Annotated in this window: 25 protein-coding genes; 10 read left to right on the forward strand and 15 right to left on the reverse strand. The window is 69.7% G+C overall.

The genetic code is table 11. The features are described 5' to 3' along the window. Positions 1-177 (forward strand): D-aminoacyl-tRNA deacylase (locus tag AB0J09_RS05755; RefSeq protein ID WP_360685888.1); only part of this gene is annotated, 177 nt, incomplete at its 5' end. 7 nt (positions 178-184) lie between these two features. Here the strand turns inward: AB0J09_RS05755 and AB0J09_RS05760 are convergent. The 4 genes from AB0J09_RS05760 to AB0J09_RS05775 all read right to left on the reverse strand — a co-directional run bounded on the left by AB0J09_RS05760 (position 185) and on the right by AB0J09_RS05775 (position 2712). After that, the gene (locus AB0J09_RS05760) at positions 185-1123 is read right to left on the reverse strand and encodes a glycine cleavage T C-terminal barrel domain-containing protein (protein WP_360685704.1); all 939 of its coding nucleotides are present in this window, start codon (positions 1121-1123) and stop codon (positions 185-187) included. Between the two features lie 54 nt (positions 1124-1177). Continuing rightward, the gene (locus AB0J09_RS05765) at positions 1178-1591 is read right to left on the reverse strand and encodes a Fur family transcriptional regulator (RefSeq protein WP_360685707.1); all 414 of its coding nucleotides are present in this window, start codon (positions 1589-1591) and stop codon (positions 1178-1180) included. Between the two features lie 329 nt (positions 1592-1920). Beyond that, a complete protein-coding gene (locus tag AB0J09_RS05770) occupies positions 1921-2217 on the reverse strand; it encodes a DUF2470 domain-containing protein (protein ID WP_360685710.1) in 297 nt (98 codons plus the stop codon). Positions 2218-2223: 6 nt separating this feature from the next. Then, complete coding sequence (locus AB0J09_RS05775) at positions 2224-2712, reverse strand: FABP family protein (RefSeq protein WP_360685713.1); 489 nt, start codon at positions 2710-2712, stop codon at positions 2224-2226. Positions 2713-2904: 192 nt separating this feature from the next. On the opposite strand from AB0J09_RS05775, the gene AB0J09_RS05780 reads away from it, so the two are divergent. Further along, on the forward strand, positions 2905-4989 hold the full coding sequence (locus tag AB0J09_RS05780; protein WP_360685715.1) for a transglycosylase domain-containing protein: 2085 nt from the start codon (positions 2905-2907) through the stop codon (positions 4987-4989). Positions 4990-5053: 64 nt separating this feature from the next. Beyond that, positions 5054-5416 (forward strand): DsrE family protein, encoded by a 363-nt coding sequence (locus AB0J09_RS05785; protein ID WP_360685718.1) that lies wholly within the window; start codon positions 5054-5056, stop codon positions 5414-5416. On the opposite strand, the gene AB0J09_RS05790 is transcribed toward AB0J09_RS05785, so the two are convergent. Together AB0J09_RS05790 and AB0J09_RS05795 are read right to left on the reverse strand one after the other, a co-directional pair. Beyond that, a complete protein-coding gene (locus AB0J09_RS05790) occupies positions 5410-5685 on the reverse strand; it encodes a hypothetical protein (protein WP_360685720.1) in 276 nt (91 codons plus the stop codon). The genes AB0J09_RS05785 and AB0J09_RS05790 overlap by 7 nt on opposite strands. Before the next feature lie 259 nt (positions 5686-5944). Beyond that, positions 5945-6412, reverse strand: a complete 468-nt coding sequence (locus AB0J09_RS05795) for a MerR family transcriptional regulator (RefSeq protein WP_360685723.1) — start codon at positions 6410-6412, stop codon at positions 5945-5947. Between the two features lie 166 nt (positions 6413-6578). Between AB0J09_RS05795 and AB0J09_RS05800 the strand changes: the two genes are divergently transcribed. Further along, positions 6579-7493 (forward strand): NmrA family NAD(P)-binding protein, encoded by a 915-nt coding sequence (locus AB0J09_RS05800; RefSeq protein WP_360685726.1) that lies wholly within the window; start codon positions 6579-6581, stop codon positions 7491-7493. Positions 7494-7715: 222 nt separating this feature from the next. Here the strand turns inward: AB0J09_RS05800 and AB0J09_RS05805 are convergent, their stop codons facing one another. Then, on the reverse strand, positions 7716-8441 hold the full coding sequence (locus tag AB0J09_RS05805) for an MBL fold metallo-hydrolase (RefSeq protein ID WP_360685729.1): 726 nt from the start codon (positions 8439-8441) through the stop codon (positions 7716-7718). Positions 8442-8473: 32 nt separating this feature from the next. On the opposite strand from AB0J09_RS05805, the gene AB0J09_RS05810 reads away from it, so the two are divergent. Beyond that, the gene (locus tag AB0J09_RS05810; RefSeq protein ID WP_360685732.1) at positions 8474-9523 is read left to right on the forward strand and encodes a P1 family peptidase; all 1050 of its coding nucleotides are present in this window, start codon (positions 8474-8476) and stop codon (positions 9521-9523) included. 106 nt (positions 9524-9629) lie between these two features. Here the strand turns inward: AB0J09_RS05810 and AB0J09_RS05815 are convergent, their stop codons facing one another. Together AB0J09_RS05815 and AB0J09_RS05820 are read right to left on the reverse strand one after the other, a co-directional pair. After that, the gene (locus tag AB0J09_RS05815) at positions 9630-10343 is read right to left on the reverse strand and encodes a glutamine amidotransferase (protein ID WP_360685734.1); all 714 of its coding nucleotides are present in this window, start codon (positions 10341-10343) and stop codon (positions 9630-9632) included. Further along, entirely contained in the window at positions 10333-11562 is a 1230-nt protein-coding gene (locus AB0J09_RS05820) for a MurT ligase domain-containing protein (RefSeq protein ID WP_360685736.1), read from the reverse strand. Before AB0J09_RS05820 ends, AB0J09_RS05815 begins: the two co-directional genes overlap by 11 nt. A 106-nt stretch (positions 11563-11668) precedes the next feature. On the opposite strand from AB0J09_RS05820, the gene AB0J09_RS05825 reads away from it, so the two are divergent. After that, complete coding sequence (locus tag AB0J09_RS05825; RefSeq protein WP_360685739.1) at positions 11669-11974, forward strand: DUF2992 family protein; 306 nt, start codon at positions 11669-11671, stop codon at positions 11972-11974. A 31-nt stretch (positions 11975-12005) separates the two neighbouring features. Here the strand turns inward: AB0J09_RS05825 and AB0J09_RS05830 are convergent, their stop codons facing one another. Both AB0J09_RS05830 and AB0J09_RS05835 read right to left on the reverse strand, forming a co-directional pair. Further along, positions 12006-14966, reverse strand: coding sequence for an ATP-binding protein (locus AB0J09_RS05830; protein ID WP_360685741.1), 2961 nt, complete (start codon positions 14964-14966; stop codon positions 12006-12008). 86 nt (positions 14967-15052) lie between these two features. Continuing rightward, entirely contained in the window at positions 15053-16996 is a 1944-nt protein-coding gene (locus AB0J09_RS05835; RefSeq protein ID WP_360685744.1) for a hypothetical protein, read from the reverse strand. Between the two features lie 171 nt (positions 16997-17167). Here AB0J09_RS05835 and AB0J09_RS05840 point away from each other — a divergent pair, with 171 nt between their 5' ends. The 3 genes from AB0J09_RS05840 to AB0J09_RS05850 are packed head-to-tail and all read left to right on the forward strand — an operon-like array spanning position 17168 to position 19891. After that, positions 17168-17836 (forward strand): hypothetical protein, encoded by a 669-nt coding sequence (locus AB0J09_RS05840; protein WP_360685747.1) that lies wholly within the window; start codon positions 17168-17170, stop codon positions 17834-17836. Beyond that, complete coding sequence (locus AB0J09_RS05845) at positions 17833-18477, forward strand: hypothetical protein (RefSeq protein WP_360685750.1); 645 nt, start codon at positions 17833-17835, stop codon at positions 18475-18477. Before AB0J09_RS05840 ends, AB0J09_RS05845 begins: the two co-directional genes overlap by 4 nt. 7 nt (positions 18478-18484) lie before the next feature. Continuing rightward, a complete protein-coding gene (locus tag AB0J09_RS05850) occupies positions 18485-19891 on the forward strand; it encodes a hypothetical protein (RefSeq protein WP_360685753.1) in 1407 nt (468 codons plus the stop codon). A gap of 6 nt (positions 19892-19897) precedes the next feature. On the opposite strand, the gene AB0J09_RS05855 is transcribed toward AB0J09_RS05850, so the two are convergent. Together AB0J09_RS05855 and AB0J09_RS05860 are read right to left on the reverse strand one after the other, a co-directional pair. Further along, a complete protein-coding gene (locus tag AB0J09_RS05855) occupies positions 19898-21154 on the reverse strand; it encodes a hypothetical protein (RefSeq protein WP_360685756.1) in 1257 nt (418 codons plus the stop codon). 99 nt (positions 21155-21253) lie between these two features. Continuing rightward, on the reverse strand, positions 21254-21652 hold the full coding sequence (locus AB0J09_RS05860) for a hypothetical protein (RefSeq protein WP_360685759.1): 399 nt from the start codon (positions 21650-21652) through the stop codon (positions 21254-21256). A gap of 111 nt (positions 21653-21763) precedes the next feature. Between AB0J09_RS05860 and AB0J09_RS05865 the strand changes: the two genes are divergently transcribed. Beyond that, a complete protein-coding gene (locus tag AB0J09_RS05865; protein ID WP_360685762.1) occupies positions 21764-22312 on the forward strand; it encodes an XRE family transcriptional regulator in 549 nt (182 codons plus the stop codon). Positions 22313-22317: 5 nt separating this feature from the next. Here the strand turns inward: AB0J09_RS05865 and AB0J09_RS05870 are convergent, their stop codons facing one another. After that, entirely contained in the window at positions 22318-23097 is a 780-nt protein-coding gene (locus AB0J09_RS05870; RefSeq protein WP_360685764.1) for a methylated-DNA--[protein]-cysteine S-methyltransferase, read from the reverse strand. Then, the gene (locus AB0J09_RS05875) at positions 23094-23654 is read right to left on the reverse strand and encodes an RNA polymerase sigma factor (protein ID WP_360685767.1); all 561 of its coding nucleotides are present in this window, start codon (positions 23652-23654) and stop codon (positions 23094-23096) included. The genes AB0J09_RS05870 and AB0J09_RS05875 overlap by 4 nt, the downstream gene beginning before the upstream one ends. Between the last annotated feature and the right edge of the window lie 52 nt (positions 23655-23706).

Raw genomic sequence — 23706 nt, forward strand, 5'->3', positions numbered from 1 at the left:
GCCGGCTCACTGGAAGCCGCTCGTCCGATCAGCGGGCCGTGTCTGAGCGTTGAGATGGACGCGGTGGTGGAGGAGCTGCGCGCGTTGGGCGCGCACGTGGAGACGGGTGTCTTCGGTGCGGACATGAAGGTGTCGCTGGTCAACGACGGCCCGATCACCCTCATCGTCGAGGTCTAGGCGGCCCTCAGCGGATGCGGCGGCGAAGCGAGGGGTCGATGCTGACGTTGCGGCCCGCGTCCGGCGGCACGACGACCTCCTGCGCCGCCGCCACCCCGCCGGCCAGCAGCGGCGCGTCCAGCGGCACCGTCCGCTTGATCACGGCCAGCGCGATCGGGCCCAGCTCGTGGTGCCGGGCGGCCGAGCCGACCTCGCCGACCTCCTGGCCCTCGAAGACCACCGGGGCGCCGTGCGGGGGCAGCGTGTCGACGCTGCCGTCGAGGTGCAGGAACACCAGGCGGCGCGGCGGATGCCCGAGATTGTGCACCCTGGCGACGGTCTCCTGGCCCCGGTAGCAGCCCTTGCTCAGGTGCACGGCCGAGCCGATCCATCCCACCTCGTGGGGGATCGTCTTGTGGTCGGTGTCGAGCCCCAGCCGCGGCCGGTGCGCCTCGATCCGCAGCGCCTCGTAAGCCCACAGCCCCGCCAGGGGCCTGCCCAGGTGGTCGGGCAGCTCGTCGCGCGGCACCAGGAAGTCTTCGGTGGCTGTGGACAGCACGGCCAGCTCGTCGGCCCGCGACACCTCCACGCGGAGCATGAACCGCATCCGGTCGAGATAGTCGACCAGGCTCTGCGCGGTGCCCGGCTCGACGTGGGCCAGCACGCTCTCGCCGTCGTCGACCAGCGTCAGGTGGTGCTGCACGTGACCTTGGAGGTCGAGGTCGAGCGTCTGCGTCCACTCGCCGGGCCGCAACGTGTCGAGCTTCTGCGAGGTCAGGTCGTTGAGCCATTTGAGCCGGTCGGTGCCGGAGACGCGGACCACCTCGCGGTTGCTGCGGTCGACGACCGCCTCACCCTTGGCCAGCGCGCGCTGCTCGGCGAACAGGTCACCGTAGTGCGCGGCTACGTCGGAGTCCGGCACGTCGGCGGCGACGGCACCGGGGAGGTCGAGCAGAGGGCTACGCATGCCATCCAGGCTATAGGCAGTCATGACAGTGCCCGAAGACGGGAGGCCGGGCGCCTATCGGCAGTTGCGACACCTGCCGAAGACCGTCAGGTGATGCACGTCCGCGATGAACCCCAGCTCCTCGTCCAGCCCCTTGACCAGCCCCTCCGCCAGCTCGGGCCGCACCTCGAACACCTCGTCGCAGCCCCGACACACCAGGTGCACGTGATCGGCCTCGGCGGCCAGGTGGTAGGTCGGCGCGCCGTGCCCGAGGTGGGTGTGGGTGACCATGCCGAGCTCTTCGAGCAGCTCCAGCGTGCGGTAGACCGTCGAGATGTTGACGCCGCGGGCGGTCTCGCGGACCTTGACGCAGATCTCCTCCGGCGTGGCGTGCTCCAACGACTTGACCGCCTCAAGGACAAGCTGACGCTGGGGGGTGACCCGGTAGCCCTTGGCGCGGAGTTCCTCATGCCACTGCGTCTCGGTCATGTCCTGAGTTTAGGCGCATCGTCCGCACCTTGCGCTGGGCCGCCGGACGGTCCACCGATATTCACTTGCCCCCTCCGAGCAGGAGCGCATAGCTTCTTTGGTACGCGGAAAGGAGGTGGTCCAAACAATGGTGATTCATAGTTGGACTAGCGAGGTGGTTGTCCGCTAACGCCGCGGACTGTTGTCTCGTCTCGTGACGTACGGCGAATTCGAGGCAACCACCGGGGCCCCTGGCAGCCGGAGGGCGGGATCCTATCCCGGCCTTGGTCCATCCGGCCCGCCTGCTCGGCAGGCGGAGTAGGCCTGGGGCCCTTCTTCATGTTCTCGGGTCAGTGCTCGCCTCGTGCCGCGATGCCGAGCTTGCCGCACGCGTCCCGGTAGAGCCGCACCACGGCCTTTCGCACCTGGGCCCGCTCTGTGAGCGTCTCTCCCCAGGGCACCCGCACCCGCTCCCCGCCGTCGACGGTGAACTCGATCGCCTCGGCGTCCACGTCACTCGTCACCGCCGAGGTGGCGGCCGGGCGGCCGCCGAGCCCTCGCACGATGATCAGCGCGTCTTCGGCATGGTCGTCGTTCATGTGGCGTTTGATCGCCTCGACGGCGTCAGCGGTGAAGGGCGTGCTCATAACGGGTCAAGCTACCTTCTTCAGCTCCGCCGACATATGGTCCGTGAGCGGGTGACCCACGGCCGCCATCTCGTACGCCCACATGAGGTTGCCGTTGACCAGCCCGTACAGCCGGTGGCCCGCGGTGTATTCCTTGGCCGAGGCGGTGCGGGCGACGACGTCCGTGCGCAGCTCGATCTTGTGGAAGACCACCTCGCCGATGTAGATCTCGACGATCCCGGTCGGGTGCGCGAGCACCACCTCGATCTGCCTGTCGGGCTGGGCACGCCAGTATCCCGACTCGGTGGCCAGCGGCTTGACCCGGTTGCCGTCCTGGTCGAGCAGCCAGGTGCGGCTCACGTAGGACAGGAACGGCTTCCCGTTGTGCCCGAACTCGATCTCCTGACCGAAGTTGAAGCTCTCGATCGTCGGGTAACCGCCCACGCCGGCGCCTTCCCACCGCCCGAGCAGGAACGCGATGTGCTCCAGGTCGGGGTGCACCTCAGGTTCTTCCATGCTCCCCAAGCGTAGTGGCCCTGGCCTGCCGTACGGCCTCGATCCGCGTGGTCCTCCTTCGCTCGATATCCATTCCGATATCGATGAAGAAGGCATATCGGTCTTGGACAGTAAGAATGGCCTTGTGCTGTCATGACGCCCATGTCCCCTTCGCGCCCTTTGTCGAGCCTTGCCCGTCTGATCGGAGCGGCCGTGTCCGCCGGCGCCGTGGTGGCCGCGCTCGCGCTACCCGCCGTGGGCGGCACGGGCACGCTGGTCGTCTCGGCGGCCGAGACGCTGGATCTCAAGCCCGCCCAGCTCGAAGAGCCGCCCCTGGCCCAGACCTCCGTCGTGTACGACGCCAAGGGCGACCGCATCGCCCAGTTCTACGCCGAGAACCGCAAGGTCGTACGCCTGGACCAGATCGCCGATGTGATGAGGACGGCGATCGTCGCCATCGAGGACTACCGCTTCTACGAGCACGGCGCGATCGACTTCGAGGGCACGATCCGGGCCTTGGCCAAGAACCTCAGCTCGGGCGGCATCGCCCAGGGCGGCTCGTCGATCACCCAGCAGTACGTCAAGCAGGTCCTGCTGAACTCGGCCGGCACCGAGGAGGGCAAGAACAAGGCGCTGGAGGCCAGCTACGCGCGCAAGCTCAAGGAGTTGCGGTACGCGATGGGCGTCGAGCAGAAATACAGCAAGAACGAGATTCTCCGTAGATACCTGAACATCGCCTACTTCGGGGCGGGCGCCAACGGCGTGGAAGCGGCGGCGCGGCGCTTCTTCGGCGTCTCTGCGGCCGACCTGAGCCTGGCCCAGGCGGCGACCCTGGCCGGAGCCGTCCAGAACCCCAACAGGACCGACCCCGAGCTCGGCAAGCAGGCCCGCAAGCTACTGCTGGAGCGCCGGAACGTGGTGCTGGACCGGATGGCGCAGCTCGGCCGGATCACGCCGGAGCAGGCGGCGCGGGCCAAGGCGGAGAAGCTCGGCTACAAGGGGGTCGACGCGCCTAATGGATGCCAGGACAGCCCGTATCCCTACTTCTGCGAGTACGTACGCTATGAGCTGCTCACCAACCCCGCCTTCGGCAAGACGCAGCGGATCAGGGAGCAGCGGTTCCAGCGTGGTGGCCTGAAGATCTACACGACCCTGGACCCGAAGGCGCAGCGGGCGGCGGAGACGGCGATCAGCAGGCACGTGTTCGCGTCGGACCACCCCGTCGCCGCCGAGGCGCTGGTCGAGCCGGGCACGGGCAAGATCAAGGCGATGGCCGCCAGCCGGCCCTACGGCCGTTCGGCCAAGCGGAAGGAGATCTCCTACAACCCGGTGGCGGACAAGCGGCACGGCGGGCTGATCGGTTTCCAGGCGGGCTCGACGTTCAAGACGTTCACGCTGATCACGGCGCTCGAGCAGGGCATGAAGATCGACGACGGGATCAGCGTGACCAACGCCTACACCGCCCCCGGCTATGCCTCGTTCAAGAACTGCAAGGGCCAGAACATGGGCATTCCGTCCTGGACGGTCACCAATGACGAGGGCTCGCCCGGTTTCAAGACGCTGGCGACCGGCACATGGGGGTCGGTGAACACGTTCTTCATGGCGCTGGAGCAGCGGGTCGGCCTGTGCGAGACGGTGGAGACGGCCAAGTCGCTGGGCATCAGGCGGGCGGACGGTGGCCCGCTGCAGGAGTACGAGACGTTCACACTCGGGATCAACGAGATGGACCCGGTAACCGTGGCCACCGCGTACGCGGCCGTCGCGGCGCGCGGGACGTACTGCGCGCCCATGGTCATCACCAAGGTGACCGACGCGAGTGCGGGCACGACGAGCTCGTACGAGCCGTCGTGCCGCAAGGCGCTGGACCCGGAGGTGGCCGACGCCACCGCGCACGTCCTGTCCGGCGTGTTCACCAAGGGCACGATGAGCGGGGTCGGCGGCATCGGCCGCCCGGCGGCGGGCAAGACGGGCACCACGGACGGGTACGCCACGGCCTGGTTCGCCGGGTTCACACCCGACCTCGCGGGGGCGGTCAGCCTGGGCGACCCACGTGGCTCCCAGCGGTACAAGCTGACCGGGGTCACGATCGGCGGCCGGTACTTCGGCGCGGTGGCCGGCGCCTCGGTGCCCGGGCCGATCTGGAAGGACACCATGGTGGCGGCGCTGCAGGACGTGCCGGCCTCGGACTTCGCCCCGGTGAACACGGCCCGCTTCAGCGGCTGCGACCAGAACTGCGCACCGGCCCGCGAAGACCGTCAGGAAACGGCGCAGGACCGGCCCGGCTCACTTCCCGAGTGATCAGCGTTCCGCGGAGTCTCCGATCGGAGTCCTTCGTCGCGGGCCGGGGCGTTAGGGTGGCGGTATGGGACGATCACTGGTGATCAAGGTGACCGCCGGGGCGGATGCTCCTGAGCGGTGCAACCAGGCGTTCACGGTCGCGGCCGCCGCGCTCGCGAGCGGTGTGCCCGTTTCTCTCTGGCTGACCGGCGAGGCGTCGTGGTTCGCGCTGCCGGGGAGGGCCAAGGAGTTCAGCCTGCCGCATGCCGCGCCGCTCGTGGATCTGCTCGATGCCGTGCTGGCAGGAGGGCGGGTGACGCTCTGCACCCAGTGCGCGGCCCGCAGGAACATCACCGTGGACGACGTGGTGGAGGGGGTCCGCATCGCGGGCGCTCCGGCGTTCGTCGAGGAAGCGGTCAGCGAGGGCGCGCAGGCGCTGGTCTACTGACCCGTCACCAGATTGCCGGGGTGGGCGTCGCGTGCGGCGTTCAACTCGATGCCCCGCTCCAACAGGGCCTTCGCCGCGCACAGCACGATGGTGAAGCCACCGACCGAGGCTGCCACGTGGGCGACGACCTCGTCGCCCGTCCGGCTGTGCCCACTCTCGTGCGCGCCCGGCGTCAGCTTGCCGGTGCTCTTCGTGAACCAGAACCTGGTCGTGACGTCCGGATCCGCAAACGCCTGGAACACCTCGGCGGGTGGCCTGCGGATCAGCATCTCCGCCCCGCGCAGCGGCCGGCCGCCCGGGACAGTGGGCCGGGTTGACCGCCGGCGCGGCTCACGGACTCGATCTGGTCGGCGTGCGCATCTCCCAAGGCCTGGGGCGGCAACGCTTAGCTCAGCTCGGCGGTGGCGGACTTGTTCGGGTCTCAGGTCGGGACATGCCGGTGTCGGGGTTGGGTGGCCAGGAATCTACGTCCAGCTCTTGGAGCCGATGACGGCAGGCACGAAACCCCCTGACCAGCGCGAAAACACTCTAACGAAGATTGAGTTCTATGCGGCCCGTCGCGTTCGATGCGGCCCGTGGCCGCGAGTCGCCCGGCCTGCCCGCAAAGTTCGACACCGTAGTGCGAACGTCCGGCGTTGGGGAGCCCGCACCCTCCCCACGGCGGATGACGTCGTCGAGGGCGGCGCGGGCGTCCAGGAGGCCCTGGATGACCTGGTCGATTCGCTCGCGTTCGCCGCGCAGCCGCTCGACGACCCCCGCGCACGCGGGGGTCGGCAGCGAGTCATCGCGCAGACATGAGCTGACCTCGGCGATGGTGGTCGTGGACAGCCCGGCGGCCAGCAACCCCCGGATCTTCCGCACGGCGCCCACATCGGCCTCGTCGTACTCGCGGTAGCCATTGGCGGACCGCTCGGGCACCAGCAGGCCCTGCTTTTCGTAATAGCGGAGCAGTTGCTCATCGACTCCGGTACGCCTGGCCAGTTCCCCGATGCGCATGGTGTCCACCTTCACCACTTGACCTTGTAACCGGTTTCAGAGTTTACCTTCACAGTCGACCACCCGAAGCGGGCCGAACAGACCATGCCCGTGATCGGACACATGCTGCTCATCCGCCGTACCGCCCACGCGATACAGCGTGGCTACTCAAGGAGATGCAACGACAATGACAGCACAGGCAAAGGTGTTCCTGGTGGGGGCGACCGGGCTGCTTGGCAACCGGCTCGTGTCGGCCTTCCTGGCCAAGGGCGCGACCGTGCGCGCGCTGGTGCGCCCCGGGGCCGTCGGCGAGAAGAAGCAGGCCCTCGATGCCCTGAAGGCCAAGGGAGTCGAGTTGGTCGAGGGCGACATCACCGACCCCACCGACCGGCTGGCCACCGCAATCGGCGGGGCACAAACCGTCGTCTCCGCCGTCCAGGGCGGTCCCGACCTCATCGTGGACGGGCAGGCGAACCTGCTGACGGCGGCCGAGCAGGCCGGAGCGGCCCGGTTTGTCCCCTCGGACTTCGCCATCGATATCACCAGGCTCGACGACGGCGACAACTTCATGATCGACTGGCGGCGGCAGGCGGCAGCGGGCTTCGCTGAAACCCCCCTCAGCGTCCTCTCGGTGCTTAACGGGGCCTTCGTCGAGGTGATGGTGGGCTTCATGGATCTCATCGACTGGGAGAAGGACACCCTGTCGCACTGGGGCGACCCCGACCAGCCGCTGGATCTGACCACCGTCCAGGACACGGCCGCCTACACCGCCGCCGCCGTCTTGGACCCGGCTCTGGCGAACGGAGGCACGGTGCGCTTCGCCGGTGAGGTCGTCTCGATGCGCCAGTTCCACGCGGCGGTCGAGCGCGGCACAGGCCGGAAACTGGAGTTGCGGACGCTGGGCACGGCCGACGAACTGCGCTCCGAAATCGAGCGCCGGGCCAAGGCGACGCAGAATCCCTTCGACTACGTGGCGTTGCAGTACCAGTGGTGCATGGTGACCGGGAAGGGCAAGTTCGACAACCTGGACAACGATCGCTACGCGGAGATCAAGCCGACCTCGGTTGAGGAGTTCGTGCGCGGCGCGAGCCTGGGAGCCTGACGGATCGTTCACCTGTCATCGGGAAGATCCGCCATGCGGACCGAACGGTTCGCACAGTCCGCCGCCGCGGGTACAAGCCACGCGGCCTGACCACCGAGGAACGAGGAAGATGTCGCTCACTTGGAGGGACCTGTCCGCAAAGCTCAGCAAGTCCCTCCAAGAGAGCACCAGGATGGTGTTGACGAATGCGCCCCACTGGCTGGCCGGTCACGATCACAGCCCTCAACTGGACGTGGTGCCGAGTACGTCCCGCACGTCCTGTGCCGATCGCGGACGGTGATGGCTGTCGACGTACCAGTCATAGCGCGCGTACTCGTCAAGCAGGAACTCGACCAGGTCGACGGCATATCCGTCGCCCGGCTCACGCAGATGGAACGGCGGCGGGTAGAAGCAGTCTCCCAGCAGAAGCACACCGGAGTCCGGTACGGCTACCACCGTCGAGTCCTCGGCATGCCGTCCTCCGACGTGTCTCACCTCGACTCCGCTCGGCAGGGTGAGCACGTCATCGAACTCGGTGTGCGGAGGAATCACTGCGAATCCCTCCCAGGAGGGCATCGCCCATGCGCGTGCTCGGAAACTGGGGCCGAGCCGAGGATTCGCCTCAACCTCGTCACGCAGGTAGCGGTGACTCCACGGGCGTCGGGTCTCCGCCTCCAGAATGCGGGCGCCTGCCCGGTGACCGATGATCTCCACATCCGACCACGCGCACGCGCCCCAGACATGATCCCAGTGGTGATGCGTATAGATCAGCTGCCGTGCGGCCGGTAGCCCGGCGGCCTCGATCGCCGCCTGTATCCGGTGCGCGGCCGATGGGCTGTTGCCGGCGTCGACCACAATGGAGCCCGCATGGTCGGCGATGACCGCGACGCCTCCCTGCACATTGTCATCGTCCTCGTCATGGGGATACCACCAGACGCGGCCCGCCAGATGCCGTAACGCCTCGCGCACCGGCAGATCGTAACACCGACAACAGGAACATCATGGACAATCACCTCACCCCATCCACGAGGGCACGCGTGCGGGCGCGCGCGCTGGGCATCGTCGTCGGGGCCTTGCCGACCGGACCGTTGAACGCGATCAGCGATGTCGAAGGCGTCTTGGTAGGTCACACCACCATCGACGACGGCGTCGATCTGCACACCGGGGTCACCGCCATCGTTCCCCAGCACCTGACCACCGAACGGCGAGGGCTGTCAGCGGCTGTTTACACCGGTAACGGATATGGCAAGCTGGTCGGCTCGACCCAGATCGACGAACTCGGCATGCTGGAGTCACCTGTCGTCCTGACCGCCACGTTGTCGGCGTTCCGAGCGGCTGACGCGCTGCTCAGCTATCTGATGGACCGCTGCCCGGACGGGCTTTCGTTCAACCCCGTGGTGGGAGAGACCAACGACGGCTTCCTGTCCGATATCCGGCGCCGCCCGATCATCGAACGGCACGTTCTCGACGCGCTGGAAGGAGCATCCGGCGGACTGCCTGCAGAGGGATGCGTGGGGGCGGGCACCGGGACGACGGCTCTGGGATTCAAGGCCGGTATCGGCACCTCATCCCGGCAGCCGGTGGTGGATGGTACTCCTGTCACGGTCGGGGCGCTTGTCCAGGCGAACTTCGGCGGTGTGTTGACCGTCCGGGGAATCCCGATGCCGGTCGACGAACTCATCCCAGGAGTCACTCAACACGAGCCCACCGGCAACTCCTGCATGATCGTGGTGGCCACCGACGCGCCACTCGACGCACGCCAACTCGGCCGCCTCGCCCGTCGGGCGATCTTCGCGATGGGCCGTGTAGGGGCGTCGTACTCCAACGGAAGCGGCGACTACGCCATCGCCTTCACCACGGCGCCACCGCAACTCCCGCCCATACCCGACGATCGGCTGAACCCCGTGTTCGCCGCGGTCATGGACTCGGTCGAGGAGGCGCTGCTCAACTCACTCTTCACCGCGACGACCACCATGGGCGTCCGCGGCCACACCAGCCATGCAGTGCCATACGATCGGCTTTCGGGAAACAGCACCAGCCCGCACCTGTGATCTCGAATCGGCTAGCCATGAAGCGATTCGGTGAGGCCTCTGCCGCCGACCGGCGCGCCCCACCTCCGGCCCCCGCGCACCCGCGGCAGAGCGCCATGACGGAAGGTCAGCTGGGCAGGACGGCTGCCAGGCGTTCCTGGCGGAGAGCCTCGTAGCGGGAGTCGTCGAGCGGCACCAGCTCACCCACCCGCCACGACAGCAGCAGGTCGGCCAGCGCCGGGTTGCGGGCCAGCGCGGGCCCGTGCAGGTACGTCCCCACAACGTGACCCGCGTAGCACCCCTCGAACCCGTCGCCGTTGCCCACGCCCACGATGGTCCTGGACAGGGGCTTGACGCCGGGGCCCAGGTGGGTGACGCCCATGTGGTTCTCGAAGCCGGTCAGCGTGGGGAGGTTGAGCGCGGCGTCCACCTCCGCCACCAGCTCGCCCACCGCGCGCGCCGGCCCGCGGGAGCTGGCGATGTCGAGGAGGCCGATGCCGTCCACGGGCTGGCCTTCCTCGCCGCCGAACGTGCTGCCCATGATCTGGTATCCGGCGCACACCGCCAGCATGGCGGCGCCGTGGGCGATCGCGCGGTGGAGGCCGCCGTCCCGGCGCAGGCGCTCGGCGGCCAGGATCTGCGGGCGGTCCTCGCCGCCGCCGATGAGGTAGATGTCGCCGGTCTCCGGCACCGGGTCCGCCGAGCGTACGTGGATCGTCTCCGTCTCGATGCCCCTGCGGTGCGCACGCTGCTCCAGGACAAGCACGTTGCCCTGGTCGCCGTACGTGCTCAGCAGGTCGGGGTAGATCCAGACGATGCGCAGGGCGCTGTCAGACGGCACGGCCGAACTCCGATCGGATGTGCTGGAAGGCGGTGTAGTTGGCGATCACGTCGACGCGGCCGGGCGGCTGCATGGCGAGGGCTTCGGTGAACGTGCCGCACAGCGTGAACGGCACGTCCGCCACGTCGAGCCTGAGCGCCAGGTCGAGGCGGCGCTCGCCGGTCACGAACACGGGCCGCCCGCGCAGGATGCGGTAGTCGACGTCCCACAGCCACGAGGTGTCACGGCCGTCGGGGCCCTGCGCGTTGACCGAGAGGATGATCGGTAGCTGCGGGTCGGCCACGTCGAACGCCTCCAGCCACCCCGCCGGGTTCTTCGCCAGCAGCAGCCGCGCGTGGCGGCCGTCGCGCTCGACGGTGGTGTAGCGGCCGGCCACCGAGGTGACCTCGCGCAGCCGGGGCAGCGCGCGCTCCACCGGCAACCCGAACGCCTCCGCCACCGCCAGCGCCATCACCGCGTTGGAACGGTTGGCCAGGCCGGGAAGCTGGATGTCGAGCAGCCAGCGCTGCCCGCGCGGGTCGATGGCCACGTCGTCGTCGACCGCCCACTGCGGCTCCGGCCGGTGGAACGTGCACTCCCGGCACGCCCAGAAGGCGTTCTTGCGGTCGAGCGGGCCGCCGCACTCGGGGCAGCACCAGGAGTCTTCCTTCCACCGCTGTCCGCCGGCGACCCACGTGACCTTGGCGGCCGTGGAGGCGCCCCAGGTCACGAGCGGGTCGTCGCAGTTGGCGATGACGTGGGTGGGCTTGCCGGACAGTGCCCTGCGCCACTTCTGCGCGAGCAGCCAGATCTCGGCGGCACGGTCCATCTGATCGCGGCTGAGGTTCATCAGGCACACGACGCTCGCGCCGGTCGTGTCGAGCACCTCCGGCAGGTACTTCTCGTCCACCTCCAGCACGCCGTACGGGGCGGCCTTGTGCTGGGAGAGCGCCGAGACGTGGCCGGCGGGCATGTTGGCGCCGAACGCGTTGGTGGCGACCTCGCCGAGCTCGAGCAGCGCCGACGTGATCAGCCTGGTCGTGGTGGTCTTGCCGTTGGTGGCACTGACCAGGGCCAGCTTGCGGTCACGGGCCAGCTTGCGCAGGAGGTCGGGCTCGAGCAGCAGGCCCACTCGCCCGCCGATCACCGAACCGTCTCCGCGCCCGGTCATCCTGGACAGCGTGGCCGCGCTGCGGCCCAGGGCGCTGGCGAGCTGGGCCCGCAGAGGAAGCTGGGTCATGCCCAAGGATCCTAGTCGGCGTTGGCGGATAGTCTGGAGATGCACACGAAAACGCGGCCCGGTTGGTAGCCCGGGCGAGGCTTCACCGTATCCGCCCTTCCATGGGATGTCCGGTGTGCCGGAAGCGGCCTCGTCAGGCCGACATTTCGGGGGGGCGGCCTCCTCGCCCGCTGTCCCGTCGCAGGGACGGGAGGTCAAGCGCGTCAACCCCAAGCGCGCCGCGAAGCTGGCGGCCCGGGCCGCGGCCAAGGTGTCCAGCCGGAGCACGGCCTCCCAGGAGGCCCTGCGGCTGGAGCTGGAGAGCCGCAAGGCGGAGGCCGTGGACGACCGGCGGGCTCGGCGGCGGGAGGCGGCGGACCACAAGCACGAGGTGGCCCGCCGCAAGCGCATCGAGCGCCGCCGCGACCGGTGACGCCCCTCTGTCCCCCGAAGGGGCCGAGGGGTCAGGCGAGGCTCGGGGCGGAGTCGGCGAAGGCGATCTCCGGGGCGCCGTCGTGGTCGAACGGCAGGACGAAACGCCGAGGCCAGGACAGTACGCCCTCCAGCCATCCGGCCCCCATCGTCTGCCCCACATGACGCACTCGAGCCGACGCCTCGATCCCGATCGCCACCGTCGTGATGTCCCGCTGGACCCCTTCGTTCTCGTCGTCCCCCAGGATCACCCGCCACGCGAGCGCCCGGTTCCGGTCTATCTCCATCGAGAGCGGGTGGTGCCGCAGCGCCTTGGCCCGATGGCCCAGCAGCTCCGTATGGACGAGGTCCGGGGCGGAGCCGTTGCCGTTCGGCGGCTGGCGGAAGAGGGCGTACTCCATGGGAGGCGCCGGGCTGCGCAGGTTGGGGGCGGGCTGGCCGTACGGGAAGAGCCTGTCCACCTCGTGCAACCACCGGACCTGGGGGATCACCCACGACGCCCCCGGCCGCTCCCCGCCGCCCTCGAGCCCGGCGAGCAGCCGCGTAGCGGTCTCGGCCGCCTTCTCCGTGAGCAGCGAAGGATCGAACCAGCTGCGCAGCGACCACGCGCGCCGCTGCACCGAGCGGTCGATCAGGGTCGCCAGCAGGCATTCCCTGCGCCGCGCCGGCAGGTCGGACCAGGCGGCCGCAAGGACGCGCGGCACCCCCGGCAGCGGCCGGTTGCTGACGAAGGCGAGCACGACCGTGTCGCACCAGATCCTCAACCAGGCCCAGTCGGGCGCGTCGGCGAGCACGTCGGCTTCGCGCAGCTCGACCAGCGTGCACGCCTGCCCGGTACGGCAGGTCGCGCCGCACGCCGCGGACCGGCGGCCGCGGATGGGCGGCGGCGGCCCGGGCAGCACCTTCTCCCTAGACTCCCCCAGCGGTATGCGAACCCGCAGCGGCCGGTCCATCCCGTCGGCGAAGACCGCGGCCGAGCCCGGCTGCAGGGAGACCACGTGGCGGGACTGCTCTTCGCTGAGGTTCATGGCGGCGCCGACGAGCTTCCTGTCGTCCTCCGCCGGCAGGCGGTGCACGACCTTCAGCGCGGTGTTCTTGACGACGTCGGAGACGAGCTTGGTCGGGATCTGCTCGGCCACCACGATGCCCTCGCCGTACGCGCGGATCTCCGCGAGCAGCCCGGCCAGCAGCTCCACCGCGTGCGTGGAGGCCCGGCCTTGGCCGCGGTCACGCAGCAGCCGGTGCGCCTCCTCGATCACGATGACGTGGCGCAGCTCATGGGATTTCTCCCTGCGCGCCCGCATGCGCAGGTGCTCCACGATCCTGATGATCAGCGTCCCCATGAGGAACGCCTTGTCCTCGTCGTTGGCCACGTCCTCGATCGCCAGCACGACGTCCCGTTCGAGCAGGCCGCCGATGTCGGCGGGGTGGCCGCCCTCGAAGAAGCGCCCGGCCGAGCCGACCCGCAAGGACCGGAGCCTGAGCGAGATGAAGCCCTCGACGTCCGCCTGGACCTCGCGGCCGTAGCCGATCTCCTTGATCACGTCCATGGCGTGCTGCTGGAGCTGTTCGAGGGTGGGGATGCTGGGCGGGACGTTCGAGCCGGGCACGGCGCCGCCCGTGACGACGTCCCAGCCGGTCGCCTCGTAGACGCGCTGCAGCGCGAGGGACATGATCTGCGGGAACGGCTCCTCGGCGTCGAACGCCGCCATGAACAGCGCCCTGACCATGTCGATGTGGGCCTGGACGGGGTAGCCGGGCTCGGGTTCGAGCGGGTTGATGCTGAACGGCACGCCGTCAGGGGCCGACGGGTTGATGACCGTGATCGGTTCGTCGAGGCGTCCGGCCATGGCGGCGTACTCGGACTTGGCAGGCTCGATGGCCAGCCACGGGATGCCGGCCCTGCTGAGCTGCTCCAGCAGGTGACGCACGGTCTGCGACTTGCCGGAGCCGGTCGCTCCCGTGACGAACGCGTGCCGGTTGAGCGTGGCCAGCGGCACCCGGAACGACCCGACCCCCCTGTCCTGCCCGTCGAGGATCTCCCCCAGCTCCAGCTCGCCCTCGTCGGCCTCGGACGTCACGTCGAAGAAGCCCGACTCGAGCACGCGTACCCCGGGGACCTCCCGCCTGGGCAGCCCGGCCAGCGCGGCGAGAGCGCCGGCGGTGGCGGCGAACGGCGCGGCGGCGCCGTCGGCCGGGTCCTGCATGGTGATGGCGAGGGCCTCCGGCAGCGAGTAGGCCGCGCCGTGCGAGCTACGCAGCCGGTACGGGTGCTGGCTCATCTCGACCGACCCGACCAGCACGGGCGCGATCTGCCGCAGTTCCTCGGCGGTGGCGCCCCCGGCCAGCACGCGTACGTTCCAGAGCCCCGCCTCCCTGAACGCGTCCAGCTCCTGCATGCGCCGCTCTGCCCGCTCGGCGTCGAAGCGGGACCGCTCCGACGCGTCGCCGTACTGCCTGAGCACGTTGAGCTGGGTACGCAGGTGCGCCACCTCGGCGTCGAGCAGGTCGGTCGGCTCGGCCACCACCAGCCAGGCGAACGGCCGCGACATGAGCGTCACCAGCGTCGACTCGAACAAGGTCGGACGCCTGAGCTCGTCAGGGTCGAACTCGCGCCCCTTGCTCCCCAGCGGCGGCGCCTGCCGGCCCGGGCACGGCGTCCACACCAGGTCCGCCAGGTCGGCGAGATACTCCTCGTCGAGCTGGACGCCGCGGGCCCCTCCGGGGAACAGCAGCGGCTGTGGCCCGTTCGGAAACTCAGGCGCGTCGGTGGACCTGCGTGGCTGGCGCGGCGGCGAGAGCGGCCCCGCGTTCGTGATGAGCTCGAGCGGCGCGCCGGATCCTCGCGACAGCCACCCGATCACGAACGGCCGGCCGCGTTGCGCGGCCGACAGCACCGCGGGCAGCACGGTGACGAAATCCCACTCCGCCGACGAGCTTCGCGAGGGTGCTGCGATCGACTGGATTCGATACCAGGGCCCACTGAGCGACACACTCGGCTGCATTTCATTCCCCCACAGACGGTTCTTTGTTAAATTCCGCCAACCGTCAGCTCGTCACCTTGACATTGACCATGTCATTACCTGCCCTTGCGCCAGTCCAGGCGTGGCGGTGGTGGCCCGAGGTTCGGTGGGGGCTCTCCATCGCCGTCCTGCGCCTTGGGATCGAGCGCCAGCACGGCCTCGCGTACCTCCTCCAGCTCGCCGAGCGTGGTCTTGGGAAAGGTCAGAATGGCCGGGTTCGCGTCGGCTAGGCGTACGCGCCGGCCCTGGGCCGTGGCGTCCGTGACGATCACGGAGGTCGTGGGGAGCTGCTGGAGTTGGTGCGGCTCGACGAGGAACTCGCGCGAGCGCTGCAGCACCCGCTCCTTCTCCGAGATCTTGTCTGCGGTCCTGCCCCACTCGGTGGACTCGGTGATGTCGCCCGCCAGGTCGGCGTGGCTCTCGTCCCGGGCCTCCCTGTCGTCGTCCATCTGCGAGATCGTCGAGGTGTAGCCGCCGTCGAGCCCGGGCAGCGATTCGCTGATCGTCTCGGTGAGCTGGGCCAGCTCCAGCCGGTGCTCGGTGCCGACGTGCTCGCTGGCGACCCGCGCGTCCTCGGCGTTGCCCAGCCTCATGAACGCCACCGCCGCATGCCCTCTGCCCAGCCGCTCCCGCACCGTGGGGGTCAAAGACCGATAAGTCAGGACCAGTCCGGTACGGGAGGTCTCGCAGGCGTCCATCAGCCGGTCGAGCACGTCGCCCCTGAGCTTGTCGGCGCCCGCCACAATGATCGTGTGGTACCAGGGCCGGTCGGAGGCGGCGGACTGGCGCAGGATGTGAGTGAGGGCCGTGGCCACGTACGTCCCGAGCACCCGGTTGCCGAACACGCCCGCCTGCCGGTCCATGCTCACCACCCGCAGCCTGGCCGGCGGCAGCCGCACGGCCTCCGTGCCCAGCGTCTCCAGCTTGCGCAGCTGCGACTCCAGCGCCCAGGCCCGCTCGATCACCACCCGGTCGCTCACCCCGCGCCCGAACAGCGTGCCGATGCGCTCCAGCTGGGTCGCCGTGATCAGCCCGAACCTCAGGTCGTCACGCGGGTCGCCCACCTGGGCCAGCGCCCGCAGTGCGGCCGTGACCTGGCTGATCGTGGCGTTCTCGCCGAGCACCTCCAGCACCCGCTCCAGGATCGCGTTGTCGAAGCTGAGGTCGCGCGTGGTGCGGTGTTCCTCGCTCACGCTCACCACGTGCGCCAGCACGTCCGCGAACGCCTCAGGCTTGAGCGTGGCCCCCAGGTCGAGCCTCGGCAGATCGACCGGCAGCACCCAGACCAGCGGGTCGTCGCCGCCCTTGCGGGCCAGCTCGATCAGGTCCTTCGCGATCGCGCCCTCGGACAGGTCGAGCACGGTCAGGTGGCCGCCGCTGTAGAGCCGTGTGGCCCCGAGCAGCGTGATCAGCGCCGACCAGCCGGGCAACGTGCCGCCCGCCACGTCGATGCGGTCGATCTCGTCGGGTACGGCGACCGCGTACCAGCTGAGCTGCCTGTCGTGGCGCTCCTTGGATTCCTGCCACTCGCGGTAGCGCTGAGCGTGCTCCTCCTGCGCGCGGAACAGCTCCTTGTCACGTTCCTCCCGCAGGCGCTCGTCCCTGGCCTGCTGCTCCAGCACGCGGTACTTGACCGCCCTGTCGCCCTGCAGCAGCGCGTAACTGCAGATGGCCGCCACACCTCCGGCCGCGGTGAGCCCCGCGAGCGCGAACGGCCACGCGAGGTAGCCCGCGACGGCCGCCGCGAGGATGAGCACGGCCAGCACCAGCATGAACGTCCGGAAGATCCGCACCGGCTGGTTGAGCATGTCCTCCTGGCGGCGCTCGCGGCGCAGCAGCTCCTGCTCGGCGGCATCGGGTGCGGCGGCGGGCGGCGGCTCCTCGGCGGGCGAGGGGCGTTTGGGCGGCGGGCCTGGGTCGGGATGCAGCAGGATGTACTGCCAGCCCAGGTAGATGCGGTCCGCCTGTAGCTGGGCATGCTCGGGATGCACGTCCGTCACGTGACCCTCCGGCCGCCGATATGTCATTAGGGGGTAGGGGCCAGCCCTTTCCGCTCCGTGACAGCGTATGAGCTTCGAGCCCCACAGCGGCAGGGTTTCTCGGCAATTCTCCCTGCCCGATGGGAGCATTGCGGCAGATGGGACAGACGAGACCTACTACCATCCTTACCCATGACGGAACCCTCCGGCGCAAGCAGTGAAAAGCCCAGACGCCCGGTAGTGGTGCCCGCTGTTGCCTTGGTGGCGTTCACCGCCGTCGGCATCACCGCTCTACTTGGCGGTCTGCGCGAGGCCCCTGACGAGCCGGAGCCTCTGGGCCAGGGCGCGGTGCTCGACCAGGGCCTCTACTCCACCAAGTTCGTCGAGTCGCGCGTGACCGTGGAGAGGGCCAAGACGCAGTTCGACGAGGACAAGCGCTTCGTGGAGCTGGTCTTCGACGTCACCAACGAAGGTGATGAGACCGTCCCCGTCGGTCTGCCGGGGCAGAATCCGACGCAGGCCGTCGGTTCCAACTTCTTCGCCACCTCGCTGCTGAAGATCACTCCTGCCTTCGACAAGGACGCGGGGCCGTTCGTCTTCGCACAGGGCAAGGGGGGCGGCGAGAGCCGCCAGCTCCACCCGGGAATGATCAGCCGGGTCATCGTGCGTTACCGGCTGAAGGACAACGAGCAGCCGCCCGAGAAGATGTCCATGGACGTGGCCGCCTTCGAATTCGAGGGCGGCTTCAATGACCCCACCCCTCGCTGGCAGATCGTCCCCAAGGATCCCGGCGACAAGAAGCTCGTCCCCGAGGTCAAGGCGCGGGTGACGCTTACCGTCAAAAAGGGTGACGCGGCGTGACCGTTACACAGCAACGATCAGCGGTCGCGCCTGCTCGCCGCGGTAGGCGGGCCGGCCGGCGGCCCGGGATCGGGGCCAAACTCCTCAGCCTCGCCGTCGGGCTGGTGCTGCTGGGTGCGGCCGTGGCGCTGCAGACCCTGCACAGGGGAGAGGGCGAGATCACCGATCCGCTCACCTACACGGGCGGCAAGGGCGAGATCGTGGACGCCAAACGGTTCTCCGTGCGGCTGGACTCGTTCGTCGCCGCCAAGTCGATCAAGCTCGGCGACCAGACGATCGGGACGGACAACCTCTTCCTCATCGTCAACGCCTCGGCCATGTCCAGTCTCAAGCCCTACCACCTGGCGCAGCCGGTGCTGCTGACCGCCGACGGCAAGAAGTTCGCCGCCACGGACCGGGTGACCGAGACTTACACGCTGGCCTTCCGGTGGGTGCAGCCGGGCCTGTGGACGAGCGGGCGGTTCTTCTTCGAGGTGCCGCCGTCCGAGCTGCCGGGGGCGCGTGTCGTGTTCAGGCTGCCCTCGGGTTTCGTGGTGGAGCCGTACCAGCCGGAGGCCGAAGTGGATCTCGGCCTGGACGAGGAGGGCGCGCGCAAGCTCGCGGCCTCGCCTCAGGACGTCTACTCGACCGACAAGAAGTGATCGCAGGATGAGCACGAACGAGCGCGACTGGTTCTCGCCCAGGAACGACCCGCGGCGCGAGGAGGAACCGCCCCCGCCCCCGCCCAGCCAGGAGCCTCCGCCCGGCCTCGGCTCCCACTCCGGCCCCGGCACCCAACCGCCCGGCCGTGGACGGCACTCCGGTCACGCCCTGCCTCCTGAGCACGGCACAGGATCCGGCCAAGGGCCGTATTCCGGGCCGGGCATGGAGTCCGGGGAGGAGGTGCCGCCCGGCGCCGAGACGGCGCCGGTCCCTCGGGTGCCGTCAGGGGGCGAGCTGCCCGGCCGCGGAATGCCGCAGCGCCACGGCGGGCGTCGCGGCCGCGGAACGCCGCCTCCCGGCTATGACGCGCTGGAGGGGCAGCCGAGCGGGCCGCAGGACGCGCTGGGGTGGCCGAGTGCGCCACAGGACGCGCCGCAGTGGCCCAGCGCGCCACAGGACGCGCTGGAATGGCCCAGCGCCCCGCAGGAGGCGCCGGAGCGGCCCAGCGCGCCGCGGGGCCCGATGCGCGCACAAGGACAGGGCCAAGGGGTGGCTCCGCGCCATGGCGCGCCGCAGAGCCGGGCTCGGCACACCCAGTCCGACCAGCAGGTGTGGCCTCCGGCCCCCCGTGAACCCGTCGGCGGCGTCACCCAGCCACTACCGGCGGTCCAGGGCCCCCTGTCCTTCGAGCCGCAGCAGAGCGCACCACCGTCGGGGCCGCCCATGCAGGCCGCCGCCGCGACCGGGATGCCGCACCAACCTCCGGGCGAGGGGCCGAGCGATGCCTCGCCCGACGCGCCGCAGGCCGCAGACCGGGGGTCGCGGCGGGCCGCCGCACCCGGGGCGCGGCGTAAGCGCATGTTGCTGATCGCCGCCGGCGCCGTGATCGTCTCGCTCATCACCACGGCCGCCCACTCGTACGACGGCTACCTCTTCTACGAGAAGGTCTCCACGAAAGAGACCAAGGTGACCATCGTCCCCGCCGGCCAGGCGGGCAAGGTGAGCAACATCGAGTACAGGGCCACGATCGCGCCCACCAAGGCTCCCGAGGGCAGCACGACCGGTCCCGAGGTGGCCTGGCTGAAGGTCGACATCACGAAGAAGGCCCTCGATGAGGGCAGCGCGACCAAGACCGCCAAGCCCGGCGACGTCCAGATGGAGGACCGCGCCGGCCGCACCTGGGTCGTGGAGAACGATTGGGTGGGAGATCCGCCGATCGACCGGATGGTGGTGGGCAAGGAGTACAAGATCCTGGGGGTGGCCAAGGTGCCGGCCTCGGTGGCGAACGAGGTCGAGCTCTCCTTCAGGCCGAGCAACTACCGCTCGGACACCCCCACGGAGGACCTCTTCAAAAAGGAGACCGTGGCGAAGCTGGAGAAGGACATCGACGTCCTCCGGTTCAGGCGCCGCTGAGGGCGCTCAGACGTCGTTGAGGGACTCGCCGTTGAGGCGGGCCCTTGTGGCCGCGATGTCGTACGTTGCCGCCAGCAGCGCCATGGTCAGCACGGTCACGATCATCTCGTGTACGAAGCCCAGCGGCGGCCCCTGGAAGTACCACACCCACTCTTCCCGCGCGCCGATGAGCGTCCGCAGCCCCCGCTCGGCGTACTGACCGGCCACGTTGAGTGCCACGTAGCACAGGCACATCATGCCGAACAGCGGCAGGCCGCTCCTGAAGATCATCCGCAGCGAGTTGGCCAGCGGCAGCCAGCGGTCCCTGAACCCGCCGGTGAGCTGGTCGAACGACTTCTGCGTGAGGTCGTGGCTGTCTTCCAGCCGGTCCACGCCCTTCTCCAGGCGGGTGCCCTTCAGCAGGGCGCGGGTCTCGTCGGAGTAGGAGCCGAAGACGAGCATCGCCACGGTGAGCCAGGCCAGCGGGACGGCGACGCCGTCGAGGACGAACGGCCAGACATCGCCGAAGATGCCGGTGACGGTCTCCCACAGCGGCACGCTCTTCTGCGCCTCGGCCCAGACCTCCTCCGTGCCGGCGACCACGTTGCGGTGCTGCAGCCAGTCGGAGCGGGCCTTGGCGATGAAGAAAGTGGCGTTCAGGCCGTAGAAGACGAAGGCGAATTCCGAGAAGGCGGCGAGGAAGCCGTAGAACTTGCCCTTGCCCTGCTCGACGAGCTTCGCGAAGAGCCACTTCAGCCCGAACATGACGACCATCGCCCCGAGCGACACCCGCCAGTCGAGATCGATGAGCCCACGGCCGACGGTGGCGTCCTCGCCGAAGAAGGACTGATCCATCATCTTGTCGAAGTGGTGGAACAGGTCCATCTGGTAGACGTCCCTGGCGTCCTCCGTCTGGAATCCCCACGACAGGTAGAGCACCGCGAAAGCCGGGGCCACCCGGTCGAGCACCCGGAAGAAGCGCTCCTGCTGCACGCCCTCATCGACCCTCGCGCGCATCTCCCACAGCGCGCCGCGCAGGGAGTACAGCATGCCGGTGGTGACCGTCATCGCCGTGAGGATGATGAACGTGAGCAGCGTCATCACGACGACGAGGCGAAGCTGCCTGAAGTCGCCGTACGCGAGCTCGGTGGCGCCGTAGAGCAGGGCGAAGCGCGCGAGCTGGCCGGCCGCGAACCAGAAGATCAGCGGCAGGGCACACTTGCCCGCCAGTCGTAGGGTGTGCAGGGGCAGCGAGTACGGCGACGGCATCCCCTGAGCCGGCATAGGCCCAGGTCGGGGAGGCGCCATCACACCTGTCGATCCGGACATCTGCAGAATCGTATCGGTCTGTCCCTTCTGCCGCAGCCGCAACTCCCGAAAGCGCTACGGCCTGCGGACGGGACACGGGTGGGTGACGTGCCTGTTCGGGCAGCAAATGAGGCTCACCGTGGCGAACCTGCCGCCGGTCAGCCACTCTCCCCATTGCACGTCCACGCCGCGCGGCAGGGCGTCTCTGGCGGACGCGAGCCGCTCGTCCAGGCCGACCCTGTCGGGGTGCGGGAACGCGCCTTCCAGCCGGCGGTAGCGGGAGCTCAGCCAGTCGAGCGCCGCGTCGAGATCGTCGAACGTGGCCGCGATGCGCGAGCGCGGCTTGGCCAGCCAGTCGCCGGTCCGCATGGGCGGCACGGCGGAGCTGGAGAAGTCGGGCGAGCCTGGGCGGCGCTCCGCTTCCCTGTCACGCTCTTCCGCGCTGCCGGTCCAGGTGTACGCGTGCCAGTGCATGTGCCATCCACGATTACGCGTGCCGGTGCGGGTGTCATCGCTGGGCGGTGACAAAAGAATTATCGGCGGGGAAATGGCGGCCACGAAGTGCGACGCGTGCACCATGACTGTATGGAGCCGCAGCCCGCAATCGACGCCGACCCTCGAGTGGTGGGAGATCGCCTGCGGCGGCTGCGTCAGGAGCGCGGTGTGTCGCTGTCGGAGCTCGCCAAGCGCACGGGCATCGACACGGCCACCCTGGCCGGCGCCGAGACAGGCACGCACAACCCGACGCTGGAGACGCTCTGGGCGATCACCGCGCAGCTCGGCGTGCCGATCGGGGCGCTGCTCGCCGAGCCGCCCGAGCCGCAGATCATGCGGGGCACGGCGATGGAGGCGGAACTGCTCGAGGTGTTCGAGGACGACCGCGTCACGTACGAGCTCTACCGGGTGACCGTCCCGCCCGGCCTCACGCAGACCTCGCCCGCGCATCACGAGGGCGTGAGCGAGCACGTCACCGTCTTCGCCGGCACGCTAAGCGCGGGGCCCATCCACGAGCCGCTCACCGCCGGCCCAGGCGACCACATCTCGTGGCTCTCGGACGTGCCGCACGGCTACCGCGCGCGCGGCCCTGACGTCGTACGTGCCGCGCTCCTCATGCGCTACCCGGCCAAACCCTGAGCGGCCTACGAGGCGGGCCTGCAGGTGCGGCACGGGCGGTAACCGGCCGCCCTGGCCTGGGCGATGCTGCGGAAGCCGTGCCGGTGCCGGGGGGTGATGCGCCTGGCGTTGTGGCACGTCGGGAAGCACACGACACCCGTGGTGTCGCTGGCCAGGTAGAACACCCGTTCCCCGGCCAGCTCCCGCACCCGCTCCAGATCGGCCCCCTCGGCCAGCAGCAGCCGTTCCTTGGCCGCCGAGCCGAACACGTAATCGCCTACGACACCGTCCGACCTGGTCACGCGGTGGCACGGGATCAGCAGCGGCACGGGGTTGCGGCCGAGCGCCGTGCCCACCGCGCGCACGGCCCCTGGCCGGCCGATCCGCTCCGCGATCCACGAGTACGGCCTGACCTCGCCGCGCGGGATCGTACGGGCCGCCTCCAGCACGTCACGCTGGAAGTCGCTCAGCCCGCGCAGGTCCAGCCGGACCTTGGAGGATCTGCCGGTGCGCAGCGCGGGCAGCAGTCCGGCGGGCGGGCGTTCGGCGGGCAGCAGCGGCCGGGCGAACCGCTTCCTGAAAGCCTCGGCGAACCCCTCGCCCGTGTGCACGTAGGCCACGCCCTGGTCGGTGAACGCGACCCGGAGCTCCCCGATCGGGCTCGGCACGCCTACCCAGCGGGCCGCGATCCGGTCGAGCAGCCCCTGAGGCGCGTCGGCGGACAGCGCCGCGAGCGCGGCAAGCAGCCCGTCCGGCGCGTCGGAGCCCGGCGTCTCCGGTGCGCCGGGCAGTGGGTCGTGGGTCATCGGGCACCTCCCAGTGCGCGTAGCCGCCGCAGCCCGCGCGACACGTGCGACTTGACCGTGCCCTGCGGGATCCTGAGCACGGTGGCGATCTCGCTGACCGGCAGATCGACGACGTGCCTGAGCACCACCGCGACCCGCTGCTCCTCGGGCAGCAGGCCGAGCAGCTCGGCCAGCTCGTCGCCGGTCTCGCGGCGCACCGCGGCCTCCTCGACGTCCTGGCCGGGATCGGGTTCCTCGACCGGCTGGTCCTGCAACTCCGGTGGCGGCTTGCGGGACTTGGCCCTGGCGCAGTTGCGCCAGATGTTCATCAGGATCGTCATCAGCCAGGCGCGCGGCTGGAGCGCGGCGATGCGGTCACGCTCGTAGCCGGCCAGCGCCCGGTACGCCCGCAGGAACGCCTCCGCGGTGAGATCCTCGGCATCGGCCCAGCGCCCGCTCAGCCGCAGCGCGGTCGAGAAGACCAGGCCGCGGTAGGCGCCGTACAGCTCGGCGAACCCCTGGTCGAGGTCGTCGAGCAGCGCCTTGCGCACCGGATCGAGGCAGTCGGTTTCACTCACACTTGCTACAACACCGCCGTGCCCGGATCGGTTGCAACGCAAGAGCCCGCGT

This window comes from Nonomuraea sp. NPDC049784, from assembly GCF_040659615.1.
Lineage (GTDB): Bacteria > Actinomycetota > Actinomycetes > Streptosporangiales > Streptosporangiaceae > Nonomuraea.